Source organism: Paraprevotella xylaniphila YIT 11841, assembly GCF_900683745.1.
GTDB lineage: Bacteria > Bacteroidota > Bacteroidia > Bacteroidales > Bacteroidaceae > Paraprevotella > Paraprevotella xylaniphila.
In genome coordinates this window covers 334,200-353,920 of the sequence record NZ_LR215980.1, presented here as the reverse complement: position 1 = coordinate 353,920, position 19,721 = coordinate 334,200, and the positions used below count along the sequence as shown (strand labels likewise).

Genomic DNA, 19,721 nt, shown 5'->3' with positions numbered 1-19,721 from the left:
CAATCTACTTATTTTCATACCTTTTATTTCATTTAAAATACCAATAATCAAAATTAAACAACTCATGAGGCTTCTTTCCCCTGCATACGAAATACAAATCATGTATTCCCGTAACGGCTTTCACATCCGTAGCAAACTCCCCCCACTTATCCCACTCGCCAGTATAAGGAATGCGGACCTTGCCTATGATTTCACCGTCACGCCCATCTATGCGCAACTCCATCTCCCCGCCATGGTAACGGCTTGAAGCAGCTGCCACGAACTTCGTCGGACCGGATTCCCCGAAATCCACATCGCGCACTTTGATATAATCCCCGTCGTGTATTCCGGTGATATATACCCCTTTCTCGGCCGAAACGGCAGAAGTCACCCCTTCCGACCAAGCGATAGTCTCGGCTTCCGTTCGACGGTAAGGGTCTAACGTGCCGACACCTTGCTTCACCCCCTCGTATGTCATGTGCAACTCCGGAATCGTCCCGTCGGCACCGTAAGCAAACTCTTCCACACACACCGAACGGCAATAGCTGTGCCCACCGGGCAAGGCATCGTTATGATAGAAAAAGTAGGAATGTCCCTTAAAATCCACGATACCCGGATGGTTGGTGTTGCTTCCTTTCTCCGTCGGCATGACCACACCTTGTGCCTCCCACTTTCCACCGGCAGACTTTGCCATGGAATAATGGATGGATTCGGGGAATCCGGACGCATAAACCAGATAATAACGCCCTTGCCTTTCATAAATCCACGGTGCCTCCGTGAAGCCTCCAGAAAAGGACGAAGCATCCTTCCGGTCGATGGCCTCGATACCTCCGTCCAACGACACCATGTCCTCCTTCAACTTGGCACGGTAACACACGCCATTTCCCCAATACAACCATGCTTGCCCGCCATCGTCCACAAACACGGACGGGTCGAGATCATCCCAACTGTGCTTGGCGTATGTGGTCATGTCATTCGTCACCAACGCATGTCCCAAAGCGTCCTTGAAAGGACCGTAAGGGGTATCACCTACGGCTACACCGATGGACGAGCCGGGCTTAAACCGGTTCTGCGAAGAAATATACCAATAGAACTTGCCATTCCGCCCGATACACTGCGCCGCACTGGCATCGCCCGCCGACCAACCGAAAGCGCTCGTACGGAGCACCGCACCGTGGTCGGTCCAATTCACCATATCCGTAGTCGTATACAAGCGATACTCCCGCATCAAGTAGGCATTCCGGGGTGCGTCCTTTTCGTCACACCCTACATATAAATACAAGGTGTCCCGGTACACCATCGGTGCCGGATCGGCCGTATAATGGGTCTGCACTATCGGATTTTGAGCAGACAAGTCCATGAAAAACAATCCTAAAGACAAGGCCGACAAGACTTTCATAACTTCCACTTGCTTCATCATATCATCGTATAATGATTACTTCACCGCACCATCGGTGTTTACCGCACGCTTCTTCACTTCCTTCGGTTCCTCCGGATAAGGATTAGCTATCCGCGATACGTCTTCAGCCGTTTTGGGAGGTTGCGTCAGTCCGGCTTTCGTCTGTTCCACGTATGCCATGGAACCATCCGGCAAATAATACAGATAGTCCGCACAAACACTTCTGCGCCCTGTGGCACCGGCCTGATTCCCGATGACAAGCGAAGCATTGTGATAGAACAGATACCACTGTCCTTTGAATTCTATGATTCCGGGATGTATCGTGAAACTGTTTTCCGCCATGCCGGTCAAAGCCCCCCGGTAAGTCCACGTCCCGCCTATGGATTCCGCTGTGGCATAGTGTATCATCTCACGCCCTTTTCCCATAGAAGCATAGGTCAAGTAATACAAATTCCCCCGTTTATGCAACCAAGGCCCTTCCACGTAATGGGGCAATTCCAATATTTGTATCTCTCCATCCAATTCCGTCATATTGGATTTTAGTTTGGCCAAGAAACATGTCCCGTTTCCCCAACTCAACCAAGGAGTTCCCTCATCGTCTATGAAAACCGTTGGATCGATATCGTTCCACCATCCCCTTTTTCCATTCGGGGTCATGGCATCCGTAATCAACGGTTTCCCGATGGCATCCTTAAAAGGGCCCGTAGGACTGTCTCCCACAGCCACACCTACCGCCTTGCCCGTGTAAGGCTCGCCAGCCTGCACTGTGGTATAATAATAGAACTTCCCGCCTTTTTCTACCACCTGGGATGCCCAAGCCTCGCCTACGGCCCAAGAAAAATCAGTAGGTTTCAATACAGCTCCATGGTCTGTCCACGTCTTCATGTCCTTCGTGGAATAGCACAGCCATTCCGTAATGTTAAACATCTCTCCGTTGCGTGCCTCATCGTGTCCGACATACAAATACAATGTTCCGTCGTGAACCATAGGAGCCGGATCAGCCGTAAACTTATCCGTCACAATGGGATTGCCCTTCATCTCAAATGTCTTCACAGTCGGTAGTTGACCATGCCCCCATAATGAACACATCATAACCATCCCGAATATCAAGTTCTTCCTCATGTGTATAACTTCTTTAACTCATGTCCTTACTTACGTTTTATACTCTCTCCTTATCAGTTCCTTCCTATCCTCTCACTCCTTGAACAACAAAGGCAGGAACTCATTCAAGCAACGCCGCCACGTCAGCCATTCATGATGTGTGCCGGGCGAGGCATAATACACATGATTTATACCTGCTTCCTTAAGCGATCGGCTCATACGGTCACTCCCCATGCCTTCTTCTGTTCCTTGACCTATAAAAAGTGTATGTACTTGGCTGTTGAACTTCTCCGCATCGGCAAACACACCTCCGTACACGCCTTTTATATCCTGTCCCGGAGCCATCAATATGGCTCCACTGAAAGCTCCGATATGTGCAAAGCGGTCCAAATGTGTCAACGTGATTTGGAAAGTCTGATGTCCTCCCCACGAAAGTCCGGCCATTGCACGATGGTCACGGTCGGTTTCCACACGGAACGTCTTCTCCACAAACGGAATGATGTCTTTCAACATGATGTCACCAAACGATGCACCGAATTCATCCCGCGTCTCTCCTCTTTTTGCCCCATGGATATATCCGCAATTACCGTAATCCATCACCACAATCATAGGCTTACATTTCCCACTCGCAATTTGTCCGTCCAGAATATTGGCCATGTGTCCCTGTTCATGCCAACCACGTTCATCTTCTCCCATGCCATGTTGTAAGTAAAGCACCGGATATTTCTTCTTTGGCGAAGTCTCGTATTCCGCAGGAGTATAAACAAAACAGCGACGTGCACGTCCTTCTACCTCAGAATAATACTGGCATTCACGCACCTGCCCATGGGCAATGCCACGGTTAAACGTGTAGTATGCGGACTCTTCCGGAGTTTCCGGTATCTCTATTCCGCTTGCCATACGGCCGCAACCGTAAAAACAATCCGAAGCCGGATCTGTCACCTGCACGCCATCTACAATGAAAAAATAATAGTGGAAACCTACCACCAACGGGTCGGTCGTTACCGTCCACATTCCGTCACTGCCTTTTTTCATCGGATATTTCTTTCCACAAATATCGGCTTGCACAGAAAGTGCTTCCGGGGCACGCAACCGGAAAATGGCCCGTCGCTGCCCGTCCACTTTCGGATACTCTGCCATCGGCACATTGTAGATGGAACTTTCCGCGCCTTGCGCCCACAAGCCTTGGCCCCCACCGACCGTAAGGGTTCCCCATACGAAAGCCCATATCATTCTCGAATTCCGCATTCCTGTTTTCATATTCCAATCTTATTTTAATGAATACCAATTAAATTTCCAAAACACCATACGTTCCACCGCTCCCGCTCTCACTGATGCCTGACCGGTGGTGCACCGAAATAGCTCGGATGCGTATTGTCGGGATTGAACACCAACTGCTCTAATACGATTTCCGGATCAACCATATAAACCTTGAACGTATGCAATCCCGGTTGGTCCACCTTGAATTCCGCCGTCAGCCAACGCAGGTTGTCAAACACCTCATTGCGCCTCTTTCCCGTCCCGTTAATGAGTTTCAGCGTCCGGTTACGAGAAGGAAGTGGTTTGAGGTTCGGTGAGTTTTTCAAATTCTTTGAAGTATATTCACCGAAAGTATCCACAAATCCCTGACGAGCATCCAACGTATGAATACTCCCATCATCCAGACCAAAAGCCAACCGCAAACCCCGTTCGGGTGCCACATCCTGCGTGGGAAGGATACCGAGACAAACTGTCTGCATCCCCGTATTCGGAAAATAAACCTGATATTCCAGACATGGAGCATCCTGGAACGCCTCAACCGAAGGTGCCGTGACCGGTGTCAGTCCCATGCAGCCCTTACCCCGGCCCAAACCGGGCAGGAAAGTCCACTTTGCATATCGTCCGGGCCAACAAGCGTTGAACTGCCATGCAGGTACGGAGAACTCATTTCCGCAAGCATTTCCGAACCAGTGCCCCTCTACCTGAACGGGCCTCTCAGCTTTTACCACACGGAGTTTCACCGGCACACGCTCCCTTCCCCGACAAATATAAAGCATGCCTTCCGTCTTTCCGACCTTTACTTTCGTCCAATCTATACCGACCCAAAGACGGGTTTCTGTTTCCACTGTCCCTTTCCTAAGGCTCACGTCCATCCATGGCTCGCCGGCCTTGACCTTGAAATCGAACGCCCTCGTCCCCCGATTGAAGATGTCGATGTAATACTTACGGTTCTCAAAATTATCAAAAACCGGGAGTTCCAAATCTCCTTCCGGCGATGCCGCCTCGCTTCCTTCCACGGCCACGCCCATCACGGGCTTCGACAAAGGCTCCACACGTACCACCTGCGGAACGGAATCTTTTTTAGGCATCGACCATTGGGTATATCCCAAATGAATATCGCTCATCATCTTCTCCCATTTTCCTCCGGCCAACACCTTATTATAATAGGCGGTCATGGCCGTATCCGCCATATACAAATCCTCCACCCGCCGCGCATAATCGTTTGCCGTCACACGTCCTTGCCGCGCATAAAGTTGGTTCTTTGCCGCAGCTAAATAGATTTCTGCCACTCCGGCCGAAGCTTTGGCCGGATAAAGCACCAACTGGTAATAAGCGTCTTTGTATGCCTGAGGCATAAGTTGTCCTACAGAATCCGCATCATGTACCAATGCACGCCATAACTCCGTCACACGGTCGGCTTCACGGTGATTTACGACGCTGAATATATCGGTGGACTGCACTTCGGGTTTCCGCCACAGGTTATATTGGGAATAACGGGACACAATGCCGGCAATGGCATCCGCATGCGCCCCGCTGAAATTCTGCCGTGCCCACCCCCTCAGGTAATCATCCGTTTCATCCGCTTGTATGGCATCTGGATTCCAAGCATAACGCATAATAAAATCAATAGGCAATTCCTTTGGCTTCAGGTCTCCCACATTCACAATCCATAAGTCGTCTATGCCCGATTGGTAAGCCAAATTGAACTGTTCGCGCAACTTAGGGATGGTCGTAGTGTTAATCCATCGGTCATTCCACGGTCCGCCGTTCATGTCGATGTGGTAGTACAACCCCATGCCTCCTTTGCGCCGCTGTTCCCGCCACGGTCCTACCCTGCGGATATATCCCCAGTTGTTATCACAGAAAAGCAGCATCACATCGTCCGGCACTTTGAAACCTTTGTCGTAGTAACGTTGTACCTCCGTAAACACCGCCCAAAGTTGCGGTATTCCGGCAGGGTCTTTCCCATGTACACGTCCGAGAATTTCACGTTGTCCTTTAATCACATCCGACAACACAGCCATGTTCTCCTCATCCGTGCCGCCTCCCATGGCCACATCCCCGTCACCGCGCATTCCGATGGTCACGATACTTTCGTACTTACGGCTCCGTTCCGCCCCTTCGACGAAGAAAGAATCAATGCCTTCTTTATTAGTGGCGTAATCCCAAGGCCCTACTTCTTTCCGCCGCTTGGTATAATCCTTATGCGGACGCATCATCGGCTCATGATGGGAAGTGCCCATCACGATGCCCATATCGTCTGCCAACTGTCCGTTCGCCGGGTCATCCTCATAAAACGAACTGGCCCACATGGCCGGCCACATGTAGTTGGCTTTCAACCGGAGCAACAGTTCGAACACATGGGCATAAAAGCGGCTGTTGAACCCACCGAACTTCGTGGATGCCCAACCGCCAAGGCTCGGCCATTCGTCGTTCAGGAAAATGCCACGGTATTTCACTTTCGGTGAACCCTGTACATACCGCCCCGGATTCACAAACAATACTTCGTGCCGCTGTACTGGAACGTCGGCAAAATAGTGCCACGGCGAAACACCTATCTTTTCCGAAAGGTCATATATGCCAAAGATTGTACCACGCTTATCACTCCCCGCAATCACGAGGTTCCCCTCCACCGTTTGAACCAGGAAGCTCTCCCATTTCCCTTCGATGGCAGACACGTCAATTTTCCCCTGTTTCACCCATTCGTCTATCCGTCGGTTCCGGCCGAGCGTCCCGGCTATCACAGTTCCCTGCCCCATGGGCAAAGCCGTAGAGACATCGGCTTTCGTTCCGGTCACTTTTCCGATGTCCGTCCCCAAATTTAGGGCGGCAAGATACACACCTTTATAATCTGCCGTATCCACATGGATGGTAGCGGCACGCCCGTGCCCGGCAAGACAAAAAGCACCGCGCAATGGCGAGAAGGCCACATGACCTGCCCCCCATGCACTCACTATCCCTTCCACAAAGAAGAAAGTACAAACCCATATTTTCAAGAAGTTACTTTTCATGGTTCACCTTTTATTGTTTCTCGCAAAGTTACACGAAAAAGGCATTGCTTAATTTCGCCTATGTAACATTATTTTTTGATAAAGTAACAAAAGCGCTTTTTTATCCCATAAACGGAAAAAAAGTGCGCCGGGAATCACTTCCCAACGCACTCCGCATTCTAAATCTAACTAACATTATATGAAAAGACTTGTACCTTTTACCAAAATCCCAATGCCCATCAAACATGCGAATCAGACATCCACAGGACAAAAGAAATTACCAGATACAAAATTACGCAGAAACAAACCATTCCTGTTTATTCCTGCGTAACGGATTTTTGCTATTTTGTAACAAATGCCCGGATATTACATTTCACATAGCATCCTGTTACATCAGAAGCTACTGTTCATGTCCGTCTTCTGCCACATTCCCGCCCTCATTATTTTCCGGTCCATCTTCCGACTTGGAATTCTTGTGGGCATATTCAGTAGGCGACATACCATAATAAGCCTTAAAGCATGTAGAAAACGTAGATGCCGACCTGAACCCGGTGGCCACCGACACGCCGGTCACATCGGTATCCGTCCTTGAAAGCAGCTTTGCAGCCTGCATAAGGCGGATATTCCGCACAAAGTCGCGCGGAGTCAGTCCCGTCGCGTTTTTCAATCTCCGATGGAAATGTACCCGGCTGATACCTATTTTATCGGCAATGAATTCCACACCCAAATCCGGATTGGAAATATTCTCGTTGATCACCTTCATCACCCGTTCCATCATCTGGTCGTTCGGAGACATCCATTCTATCTTGTCTATTTTTCCTTCCTGTTGAGCCACGCTATATTTGCCCTGAAGCCTCCGCTTGTTTTTCAACAGGTTTTCCGCAGTCTGCCGCAAGACATCCATATTAAAAGGTTTGGACATATAGGCATCAGCTCCTATGGACAATCCTTCCAACCGGTCGGCATCATCGCTTTTTGCCGTCAAAAGAATCACCGGTATATGGTTCGTGTTGAAACTTCCCTTGATGTTGCGGCAAAGCGCAATACCGTCCATGACCGGCATCATGACATCGCTCACGACCAAATCCACTTTTTCAACGTTCTGGACAATGTAGTCCCATGCCTCTTGCCCGTTGCTGCATTCACAGACATGATATTCCCCGGAAAACTCACCATGCAGATAACGCCGTATAGCCGTCTCGTCCTCCACGACCAATATACGTCCGTGCTTGCTTCCGCCTTTCTTTTCTTCCGGCAATTCGGCTACCGTCTCTGCCACATGCTCTGCCTCCAACGGTGCGGAATAAACAGCCCGGGGCATCTTGTCATCCGAAATGTCTTCCAACAATTCCAACGCCTGAGGCATCTGCACGATGAAACGCGTGCCCTTGCCCTTAGGATTATTCTCTGCCCAAATATGCCCCTCATGCAGCTCTACCAGCAACTTTGTCAGGTTCAGCCCTATGCCTGTACCGACGTAATCGCCTCCCCACTTGCCTGAATAGAAACGCTCGAACACCCGCTTCTTCTCCTGGTCGGGGATTCCCACCCCACTGTCCGTCACCGAAAGCCTGAAGTCCCGTTCGCCCGAGACATTGCCGTCCACCTCCTTCAGTTCGATGGTAATGTCCCCCCCGTCGGGAGTAAACTTGAACGCATTCGACAGCAAATTCATGATTACTTTGTCGAAATTCTGCGGATCCACACAAACATCCATCCGTTCCATGTCGTGCACAAAGCAGAACGTAATGCCCCGGTTACGGGCCGTGGTTTCAAACAACTCATAGAGATTATTGACAAACCCCACCATTTCCACCTTATGGTATTTCAGACGGAACTGCCCTTTTTCTATCTTACGCGCATCCATCAACTGATTGATCAGCCGGAGGATACGCTGAGAGTTCTGATACATGAGCGAATAACTGCGTTGATGCGCTTCATCCTGATCTTGCTTCATCAATTTCATAAGCGGACTGAGGATAAGCGTCATCGGCGTACGTATTTCATGACTGATATTCATGAAAAACTGGATCCGGGCCTCATTCAATTCCTCTTCCTGGCGATGCTTTTCAAAAATCCGTTTGGTTTTGAAGTGCTCTTTGACTTGCAAAAATACCATATAGCAAATGAAAAGGAAAAGCACGCAATAGACCATGACAGCCAATGGAGACAGGTACCATACCGGATGCACCTTCACCGTCAGTTCCTTCACATCCGACGACTCCCCGTATGCCTCCGCCTTTATCCTTATGCGGTAGGTTCCCGCCTCCATGTTCACAAAAGATATGCGGTTCTGCCCATGTTCCAAGGCCATCCATTCACCATCATTGACACAATACCGATAGGTCACGCGAGAGTTGCTGAAAGACATCGTGGAAAGCTCTACACTGAAAGATTTGTCATGATGGGAAAGGTTTACTTCGTCCGTCAACGGAAGCCAACGGTCGATAATCGTATAATGTCCGGAACGGTCACCCGCATGAACCGCTTTACCGTTGACGTAGAAATCCACGATGCGTAAATCCATTTTTTCCAGGTTCACGCCATCCCTCTTTCCCACATCAGAAGGGCGGAAACAAGTCAGCCCGTTGATTCCTCCGAAATACAACAGACCGTTTTGGGCATACGAAGCCTTCGCACCGAACTCATTGCCTTGCAACCCGTCTTCGATACGATAATTGTCGAAAGTCTCCTTGGCCGGATTGAAGCAAGCAAGCCCGTCATCCGTACCCACCCACACCTTTCCGCCGGCATCCCTCTCTATGCTGCACAGAGAATTCGTGGGAAGCCCGTCTGCCGCCGTATAAGACTTCATACTGCCGTCCTTTACATCGAAACGTACCAGACCGGTAGACGTAGCCACCCAAAGCACCCCGTCTTCACCAATCTCCATATCCCGGACATTGGCTTTTGGCAAAAACCTCCCTTTCCTTTTAGGACCTTCCGGTGTCAACCGGAACACATCCATCCCGTCCGCCATCCCCACATAAAGGCAATCCCCCCATACCAATAACGCCGTAATATAAGAGTTATACAAAATCCTGTCAGGATAACGAACCTCGTCGCCCTCCCTCACTTGATAATGTTCCAATCCATGCGTCTTCGGCCGGTAACAGTACAACCCGTCACCGTTCGTGCCTATCCAAATGTTACCGGCCCCGTCCTCCACCATGGCATACGCATTGGGGATTTTCTCCCCACCCTTTACCCATGCCCCGATACGGGTACATTCCCCCGTTTCCGGATTCATTTTCGATACACCCGACCACGTGGAACCAAGCCATACACCTCCTTCCGAGTCCACCAGGATGCTCACCACCGTAGAAGGCATGGTCTTCACCACTCCGGGCTTGAAATGCACGCTGCTGCTCCCGTCCGCTTTCAGATGGTACACCCCGCAATGGTCGGCTGCCAACCATAAGTCGCCCCTGCCGTCTCCGACTATGGCGGTCACGCAGTTCGTGCCGATGGTGTTTTTCTGTACCGATCGCCGCCCTACATAGTCGAAGCCCGTAGCCATGTCCGGCATAACCCATACGCCTTTCCAATACACACCTACCCATGTATTCCCGTCACTGTCCACAATGGCTTCTTTCACATTGGAGGTAGCCAGATTGTACTCATACGTACGGATAGGACTTTGGGTGATTCGTCCCGTAGACTCGTCATACACCCGTAAGCCTCCCCCATCGGTGGCAATCAGGACCTGCCCGTCCGTTCCGGGATTGATGGAAGCGATGACTCCACTTTCATGCCCGGAAGAAACCCGGTAGAAACTACGGTCCTTTTCGGAATAACACAGAAGCCCGTCATTCTGCATAGCCAAATAAACACGTCCGGACGAACTTTGGCAAAAATCCACGGCACCCGGTCGCCGGGCTAACCTATGCACCTTCCCTTCCGCACGACAGTATATGCAACCATCCGCCCCCAACATCCACAAACGCCTTTTTTTATCTTCAAACAGTTGCAAAAGAGGAGAGCCACTTTGCATTTCTTTCGTTTCCTTCAAATACATTTTGCCCTTGTCCCCTTTACACAACAGGTATAATCCATATCCTGCCGTACAGACGTATACGTCTCCCCCGGAAAGCTTGGCCATCGAAACGATATGGGCAGAAAGCGTATCGCCTCCTTCTGCCAACAGAGGTACATCGGTAAACTTATCCGTATCGTAAGAATAAACCTGCACCCCGGACTCCATGCCTACCAACACACACCCGGGTTCTACTTCCAAGACGCAAGTGACGATATCATGCCCCAAGGTTCCCGACATCCCGTCCTGATGCCGGTAAACATTCATTTTCACCCCATCGTAACGGTTCAGGCCACTTTGGGTACAAATCCAAACGTTTTTCCGACTGTCCTCCGTTATGGAACGGATACGTGTATTCGACAATCCTTGATCGGACGTAAAAGAAATTGGCGACTGTGCTTTCATTGCGATAACACACACAGTCCAAAATAAACTTAAAAAATACTTTCTACCGTTCATGGTTTTAGATAAAATATCAATTCAATAGATTCTTTCTTCTATATCTCCGTTAAATCCCCCCCTGTCTTTGAACGCCCAAACGGTCTATCTCTTAACAAGAGAGCGACTGGCATACAAAATTAAAGGAAAAAACTGATTTTTAAACGCTATTTAGAGAATATTTTTGGGAAATGCCAATATAAAGTGATTATTCCGTTTTTGTTCTTATTTCCATTCATCTATATATAAATTTGATATTCAACGCGTAACGTATGCCAGTCGCTCTCTTGTTAAGAGATAGACTTTTATTCCACCTGAAAATCAATCTGAAAACAGATATTCGGTTTATAGCTCCAAATAGAAAAATGATATGTTTTGAATAGTCCTGGTAACAGAATGCAATTACCATGCCATTTTTCCGGCAAAGAAAAGTCCGTTTCAAGTGTATTCCACAGATTTTTTCGCCCGAAACATTCACACGATTTCACACTACAAGCTCGTTTTTATACTTTCATAACCAAAAATAAGACCCAATCTCAGCCGAATGATTTTTCATCTGGCTGAAAAAACATTTTTTTTCTCCGCATGGCATACCGGCCTGTTCCGCAAATCCGTCCAAAAACGTCTTGAAGGCCATTCAAAATCGTGCCGTACAGGCTTGTTTTTTCTCTAATTGCCCCCCTCCTGCCATCCAAAAAAGGAAGCAGGCATGTCAGGCAAATCCCACTTCCGGCTTTCACGCTCCATTGCAGCATACGCCCGACACGCCCTCCTTACTTTCTATTTGCGAACAAAAACATTACCATACCGACAAAAAGTCATCCCACCAACGTACGAGATTCGTTTATTTCCGGACACGCCCTGCAACGGGCACAAATAACAGATTCTCATAAGCCGTGAATTGACTTTTTGACAAACTGACAAATCCACAGGCTTACTCTTTCGCGACAATCTTCGATGCCTGCCCATCGGAGCTTTGCACCCTGACTATGTAGAACCCGCGTGGCATCCCACCCATGTCGTAGTTGTAACTGCCGCCTGTGGCACGGGCTTGATGCACCATCTGCCCGTCGTGGCTGTATATGCAAACCGCAGCCTCGCCGTCCTGCCATCCCACGGCCAACGTCCCTCTTCCACTATCGTAAACTATCCTGCAGTCCCCGGCATCCCGAAGGTTTCCGGCCACCGACTCCGGCTCCCCCTCCGTGTTCTTGCGGATTTGCACCACGACATATCCGCAAGACGCACCGGCTTCGCCGACATTCGGCACGAGACGCAAAGCCAACAGCTCGTCATACGGCGAAAGCCCCATGCCTGCCATCGTGAAACGCTTCACGGTCTCGCCGGGCGCAAACACCAATTCGCCCGTCGAAAGAAGGAAATCTTCCCCTTCCCTAGCCTCTCCCGCCACAGGTTGCAAGGCCAAGCCTAATTCTTCCGCGCACGGACGCGAAAGACGTACGGTGAAAGCCACTTCCGCATCGCGGTCCATCCGCACGACATAGCGGTCGAAACCGGCTTGCACGGGCACCGGTACATCCTGTCCGGCAGCCCCGACCGGTCCGGGTCCATAGACGGGATACGCCCCAACGTCCACCCCGCCATATCCCATGCCTTTGGCCCGGCTGTTTTCCCTCAACGTGAAGTCCTCTTCTCCATAGGCCGTCGACACGAATCCGGGTGAGCCTTCCAAGTTGCCCTCGCCGTCCAAACGGGATTGGAACGTGCGCAACATCACTTCCCGGCCACACAACACGACCGATTTCGTATTCCCCGGCGTGTACACGATGTTGTCTACGAACAAATGGGGGCCGGCACCGTATGCGGAATCGGAGAACTCGATGTTGTATCCCGAACAATCGTAAACGATGTTGCCGCGCATGCGGTCGCGCCGCGACTTGTGGACAAAGAAACCGGTCTCGCAACGGTAAGCCACATTGTTTGTCCATTGCGCGTCTTCCGTCCATCCCGTGGCATAACGCGCCGTCTGGTAGCCTATCCCCTCCAAGTTGCCCCCGATGTTTTCAGCCACCACGTTGCCGGCACACCTCGATTCATTGAAAACAAAATCACCGCAATCGTGCGCACGGTTCCTCAATATGACATTACGGCTACCATCGCGGTCGAGCCAAATGCAAGTGCGTACCTCCGAAAAATAGTTGGAAACGACGAGGTTATCCCCGTCTGACATGTCCTGCACGTCGACGCACCGCGTATAAAGGTTCTCTCCGCCCCAGGAACGTTTCTTGCCGCTGAAACGGAAAAACGAATTGTGTGCCACCATGTTGCCGGTACATTCCTGGCCGTTGAGGGAAACCCCGTCGCCTATGATGTCCTCAAAAACATTGTCCACCACCGCATTCCTCCGGGCATTCCCCATCCAAATGACGGAGTTGGCATTCCATGCCGACACCTCGGGATGCCCCAACTGCTCAAACCTGCAACGGGACACCACGCAACCTTCGCTCCCGTTCATCGCCACAGCGCACCGTGCATACTTGAAACCTCGGAACGTGAAGCCTTCCAACCAGACGTATCGCATTCCGGAGAGATCGAACACCGCGCTGTAGCCACCGGGTGACGTGTCGGGATGCTGCAGTACGGCCTCTCCCGTGCCAGGCTGCGCCTGAAACACCACATAACGCCCTTCACTGCCGGAATTGCCGGGTTTCACATCGTCGAGCACGTACAAACCTCCGGACACGAACACCGTGTCGCCCCCTCGGGCAAGGGAGGCAGCAACCTGTATGCTCCGGAACGGGTGTTCCCGTGTCCCGTCACCGTCAGCCGCAGCAGCTGACACATAATAAGACTTGCCCCCGGCATCGGCCGCATGCAACATGAATGCCGAAAAGCACAAAAAGGCAATTAGGATTCTTTTCTGATTTTTCATAATACTCATCTTAACCTACATCGTTCTACCCAAGAAAAAGGGGAGGCTTCCCTTTACCTGAAAACCTCCCCCTGAAATGGAATATTAAAAAATAAAATTATGAGTTCACTTCACTACCACCTTCTTCACGTCGGTCGTTCCGTCGGCACGATGGATCTTCACGATATTCACACCCCTCATCGGACGTTCGAGCTTCATGCCGTCCAACGTGTAGTATTCATAAGACACGGCCTCGGCAGCCTTCACGCCGTCAATATTGTCGGCATACGCCTTGGCATAGTCGTAACCAGCAAGCGGAGCCTTGAAGAAGAGGCGTGCATCATCGGCCATGGTCTGTGTATCCCAGTTACCCTGGTCGCCTGCTTCCGGACCGGCATCATACCACTGATCGTTCTCATCCTTGAGACAGAAGTTCTTACCGGAAACGTATTTCTCAGCTATACCGATGGTCAGCACCGTACCTTCCTTCACCGTAATGTCCGGAATGACAGTTGGGAATCCACCCCATTTGCCATCATACTGGATATCGCCGCCCACAAACATCACGCGGATAGTATCGTTCGGAGCATCGGAAGTCACAGCCCAGATGTACTTGTCGGGCACACCCGTCTCATCGTTCACGGCATTGAAATAAGCGTTGGCGTTCTTGAAAGTACGGGTATCGAAGAGCACATCGTATATACCTACCGGAAGCCCGGTCACAGTCTGGCAAATCTTGTACTCCATCTTCAAACCATGCAGACGGTTGTCGGCCACAGGCTTGTCCTCTGTGGCATTCCAAGAGCCATCCACAGTCACCGTCACTTTACCTTCAACTACATCCCAACCCGGTGTGTTCTCGCTGTCCACGCTATCGGTAGACTCACTGATGTAAGAATAGAAGTTCGGGTTCTTCACGAAACCTGTCAGGTCAACACCGGAAGTCAAAACCTTATAGCCAGTGGCCGTAGTCTCATCCGTTTCCGTCTCGCTGTACAGTGTATCTCTCGCCTCATCGGCAATCTTACCTGTCTCAGCCAACATCTTGTAGAGTGCCTGCCTGTTGTGGTAAACCATGTTTCCAGCCAACGCATCATCATCAAACAAAGCGTTACGTGCATCATTGATAGCACTTTCAGGTTCCACACCCAACTTCTCTGCGGCATCGGCAGCCTTTGTCAAACGATAAGTCAGAGCATCCGTGCATGAGACAATGTTACCCACTTTAGCGGCCACGCCTTCAAGCTTTTCTACGGCACTTGCCAATGCCTCATCGTCCAAGTCCAAAGAAGACGTTTCGCCATATTCTTTCAGTAAAGCTTCGCCTTCAATATATTCATCCGTCATCACATACTTGGAAGCCGGGTCTATCTTGGCCATGTTGTCGCGCAATGTCTGCAATTTCGGATCATAGTTATCCACATTAGCCTGACGGGCCAACATCGTACCGCACAAACCATACAACTTCGCGTTCATGGCCTCCACGGCAGACGGGCTGTTGAACGTGCCCTTGGCTTCTTCCAAAGCCTCGGCCAAGGCTGTCTTTGTCTGGCCATTGTAAATCTCATTGGCCACAGCATTGAGCACGACGGTCGCGCTGTCCACGGCCGCAGCCAACTGCGCCTTGTAATATGCCGCATCGGAAGGCTTGGTAATCAATTCCACGGCCCCCAAAAGGAATTCATGGAAACCACCCTCGCTCTGGCAAGAGAACTTCAACATGTAATAACCCTCTTCTGCCACCGTGAACTCCGTAGTGGAAAGGGTTGTGCCCGTCACCTGAACATTTTGAGCACCCTCCACGCTCGGCTTGGCTTCCACACCATTGAACTGGGCTACCACCTCACCTTCTGCATCCGGATTGTTCAAATCAATCTTTTCGAGCGAGAAGTCATATTTCGGGAACGTGCCATCGGCAAAACCTTTCCATGCCGCCATGCGGAATGAAACCTGATATTTACGTGGAGTCAAATGAAGAGCCACTCCCGGATCCATTTCCGGATCCAAAGTGCCGTCGGGCATCACATAGTCTTTTACCTGTTCGCCATAAGTAGCCGTACCCACCGTACCGCCGGTAGCACGCCAATAAAGTCCCATGCCATTGAAATCACCGGTATAAGGACCTTGCAAACGGCATCCTCCGCCTCCGATGTTACCACCCCAGTTATAATTCCAGACCTCACCGGTTTCCGTCACGCCATACTGGTGGATGGTCCCATTGTCGTTCGACAACCATCCTTTCGGGAAAGTTCCGTTAGCATAGGTGGCAAAGTCTTTTGCGGCAGAATAAACCATTTCGCTCGTTCCCGTGCTCTGGTCCGGTCCCACGGAGAAGTTGATGGTCTGCGACTGCAAAGCCTCAAAACCGCTCATTGCATTAGTCACATTGGACACCACCAACTGGTATTCGCCATTTTCCAATGTCCCGACCGATACGACCAAAGTATTCGGATCGGTCTCAGACACCACTGTGGAACTATACAAATCAGCCACTTGAACCCCATTCTGCATCAATAAGACGGAAGCAATTTCCGTAGAGACGGCACGGTCGTAAGTTACGTGAACCTCATTGAACGTGGCCGGATCCAACTCAAAGCTATGGTCTTCGGGCACGGAAGACAAATAGTTCGGACCATCCATCAGATAAGACATTTCCTCAATAGTCTCATCATAGTAAATGGCTTCGCTCGTGAATGGGAGCACTTTCATCTCGCTCGTCACATCCATGCTCGGACGTTGGTCGGTGGTATAGATGAGAGGGCAATCCGCATCTGGCGTGAAGCTGACTTTGATATTGGCACTCTCATCCTCGGCGATTTCATTCGCCATGAAAATATACATGTAACCATCCTTCTTCAGTTCCACAGAAGCCACTTCCATCTCTTCCTCGCCGTTCGTCACCTTCACATACGAATTGGGCAACAGGCGCACCCCGATCGGGTCCGTGCTGGCGGAAGCCAACTGGGCGGCATTCGTAGGATAACCGAAGTCCACCTTGATGGCATCATAATTATACGTACAGCCTGCCATCGTGGCTTCTTCAATCTTAATGTCATCCAAAAGGTAACGACCAGGATTGTACATGTTGATGGTCAGGAAATACGTGTCAGGGAACGACGTATCATCACCCTTCCACCAAATCGTGTCGTTCTTCGACGGGTCGTCCGGATCATTCACGATGATGTCTTTGATGTTATCGTCGAACTGGTCGAAGAACTTGTCCTGCACGGCCTTTCCGGAGTTGTAAGCCACGAACGACAAACGCCGCCAATCGCCCGTCATGATGCCATCCTTCCAATCGTAATAATACTGCGTACCGCTCTGCGACATCAAGGGAGCCTCAAGGTTTTCCCTTCCGATGGACAGGCTCGATTTGATGGCCGTATTGATAGGATCGCCCCCATCGGCCATTATAAACGTCTGATTGGCCTTCACCCAAAACGACACACGGTAGGATTTGCCTTCCTCAATGGGCAGATAGCGTAACTTCAAACCGCGAAACCATTGGGAACCCTGTACCGTATTGGAGTTGTTCGCCTCCAAGGCATACTTGCCCGAATAGGACTCTTCACACTTCTCATTCCACACATCCCCGGGTTGGAGATTGATGTGGTCACCGTAAAAGTCCGCAAATTGCGTGGAGTCCTTGTGATGGTAGAACTGGTCACCATCCTCGAAACCTAACGTTGCAATGACCTGTGCCTGCGCCGTCAAACCGAATCCGGCAAGGCCGAGCAACATCAAAAAGTTTTTCTTCCTCATAAACTTCAATTTAAGATTAATACTAAAATTACCATATCTCTTCTGTTTCTGTCGGAAATAAGATTCCGGCTGCTAAATTAGCCTTTGCCGGAATCTTCTCCAAAATATTTTGTATCATATACTTTCGTATTTGTAACATCTTTCAATCAGCATTGATTTACAACCAATTACAACATCATTCCAAAGGTAAATACCAATTTTCCCGATCAGAAAGTCGGCCATAAAGTTCCGTATTGAAACCATCTTTCCCGTCACGTCCGGCTATTTTACGGGCTAAAAAGTCCGTGTCGCCGCGCCGAAGCGCGATACGCTGCAAGTCGCCAAACCGCTGCCCCAAGAAACTCTGCTCCAAAGCCATCTCATCGCAAATCAAATCTTCCACAAAGAGGATGGAATCTTCACGAGTGGCCAATCCTTCGGGAATGACATAAAGCGTGTCGGCATAAGACTCGCCACAACCATAAGAATGGATTCCCTCCGTATTCACCGTCGTCGTAGAGGTGGACGACATGTCCTGCGTAATGAAATTATATGGACTCCACGTCAGCAAATCACCTGCACGTCCTTGTTCACCGGCACTGATATACTTGGATACAGTCCCGTTGCTCAGCCCATACTTCAGAATGGCAAAAGCCGATTCGGGCAACCCCGCACGGTTGTAAGCTTCAGCCATACGAAGGTAGACGGACGAAAGCCGGTAAAGGGGGATTTCCGACAAGAAAGGGGAATTGGATGACACAGAGAAACGGCTTATGCTTTGATAATCCTCCGAATAGTCATCGAGACTTGTCGCATAAGAAGTAGTGACATTTGAACACAAACGCAAGTCTCCCCTCGCCCGGCTGTCATTATATATCGTATTCTCCCCCGGTGATATCGTATCCCGTAAATTCGTGGTCGGATCCGTATACACCATCACGTAACGCTGCGCCTGAGACAGCTCCAACAACGCCTGCGAAGAAGTCATCTCAAAATAATAACGGTTATCCTCCGTGGAATTCAGGATATCTCCCAACCGGCTTACCACCCCGTCATATTCACTGGTTTCCATCCGTATCCCAGTCACATCGGTAGTACTTGAATAACTCGCAGAATAGCTTTTGAATTCATAACTCATCCAACGGGATTCCATATTGCCGGCCGGAGCCAAGGGATTGTCGGGATGCGTCAGATAGTCATGATAGTATTGTGCAGCCTCCCGGTAACGCCCTGCCCAAAGGCAAAGGTCGCCCAACAAGGCACGCACGGGGATGAAATAACGGTCGTTCCCGGCTAAGGGAAAATCTGTTTCCACATAAGGTTCCAAATCCGGAATGAAGTATTCGCAAACCTGTTTCACGTCATAAAACGGATAACGTGAAGGATCCGCTTCCACCTCCGTCATCAACGGTCGCGTAAAGAAAGGCACCTTGCCATAATAAATGGCCAACTGCAAATAAGTCCATGCACGGAAAGCTTTCACTGCGGCATACTCCCGGATGAACACTTTCTCACCACGCAAAGCAAGCATCGTATCGGCATGGGCAATATAATAATTACAGTTTTGAATGACGGCATAATAATCCTCCGGCGCATTATAACGGTTCTCCACAGTTGCCGTGAAGTCTGCCAGTTCTTTCAGGTCGGTCGTGGCTGCTTCTGTCGCGGATGAAAGTTCCCCTCTCATTTCACCGAGGATAATCGTACGGTCGGCCACCACTTGCATTTTGTTCATAATGCCCAAAAGGGAAAACACCGTATCGTTAGGTGAATTCAGTTGGGGATTGAAGTCCACCAAACTTGAATCCGTATCCACACAGGAGGTAAAGGCTGCACCGGCACCAAAAGCCAATGCCAATACCATAGAAAATATCTTGTTCTTTTTCATGATTCGTTTCATTTGAA

The 19,721-nt window shown here is 50.1% G+C and carries 8 protein-coding genes; all 8 read right to left on the bottom strand.

What is annotated here, in order from left to right; genetic code table 11:
* Positions 1-28: 28 nt before the first annotated feature.
* The 8 genes from E0E47_RS01435 to E0E47_RS01400 all read right to left on the bottom strand — a co-directional run bounded on the left by E0E47_RS01435 (position 29) and on the right by E0E47_RS01400 (position 19,704).
* The gene (locus E0E47_RS01435; protein WP_130892673.1) at positions 29-1,399 is read right to left on the bottom strand and encodes a glycoside hydrolase family 43 protein; all 1,371 of its coding nucleotides are present in this window, start codon (positions 1,397-1,399) and stop codon (positions 29-31) included.
* Positions 1,400-1,414: 15 nt separating this feature from the next.
* Positions 1,415-2,467 carry a glycoside hydrolase family 43 protein gene (locus E0E47_RS01430; RefSeq protein ID WP_130894299.1) on the bottom strand — a complete coding sequence of 351 codons (1,053 nt, stop codon included), beginning with the start codon at positions 2,465-2,467 and terminating at the stop codon, positions 1,415-1,417.
* Positions 2,468-2,572: 105 nt separating this feature from the next.
* A complete protein-coding gene (locus tag E0E47_RS01425; protein ID WP_130892672.1) occupies positions 2,573-3,739 on the bottom strand; it encodes an alpha/beta hydrolase-fold protein in 1,167 nt (388 codons plus the stop codon).
* Positions 3,740-3,807: 68 nt separating this feature from the next.
* Positions 3,808-6,750: a glycosyl hydrolase 115 family protein gene (locus E0E47_RS01420; protein WP_130892671.1), complete on the bottom strand. Its 2,943-nt coding sequence runs from the start codon at positions 6,748-6,750 to the stop codon at positions 3,808-3,810.
* Positions 6,751-7,129: 379 nt separating this feature from the next.
* A complete protein-coding gene (locus E0E47_RS01415; protein WP_232038288.1) occupies positions 7,130-11,170 on the bottom strand; it encodes an ATP-binding protein in 4,041 nt (1,346 codons plus the stop codon).
* A 967-nt stretch (positions 11,171-12,137) separates the two neighbouring features.
* On the bottom strand, positions 12,138-14,096 hold the full coding sequence (locus tag E0E47_RS01410) for a right-handed parallel beta-helix repeat-containing protein (protein WP_130892669.1): 1,959 nt from the start codon (positions 14,094-14,096) through the stop codon (positions 12,138-12,140).
* 105 nt (positions 14,097-14,201) lie between these two features.
* Positions 14,202-17,837, bottom strand: a complete 3,636-nt coding sequence (locus tag E0E47_RS01405) for a hypothetical protein (protein ID WP_130892668.1) — start codon at positions 17,835-17,837, stop codon at positions 14,202-14,204.
* A gap of 175 nt (positions 17,838-18,012) precedes the next feature.
* Positions 18,013-19,704, bottom strand: a complete 1,692-nt coding sequence (locus E0E47_RS01400; RefSeq protein ID WP_130892667.1) for a RagB/SusD family nutrient uptake outer membrane protein — start codon at positions 19,702-19,704, stop codon at positions 18,013-18,015.
* Between the last annotated feature and the right edge of the window lie 17 nt (positions 19,705-19,721).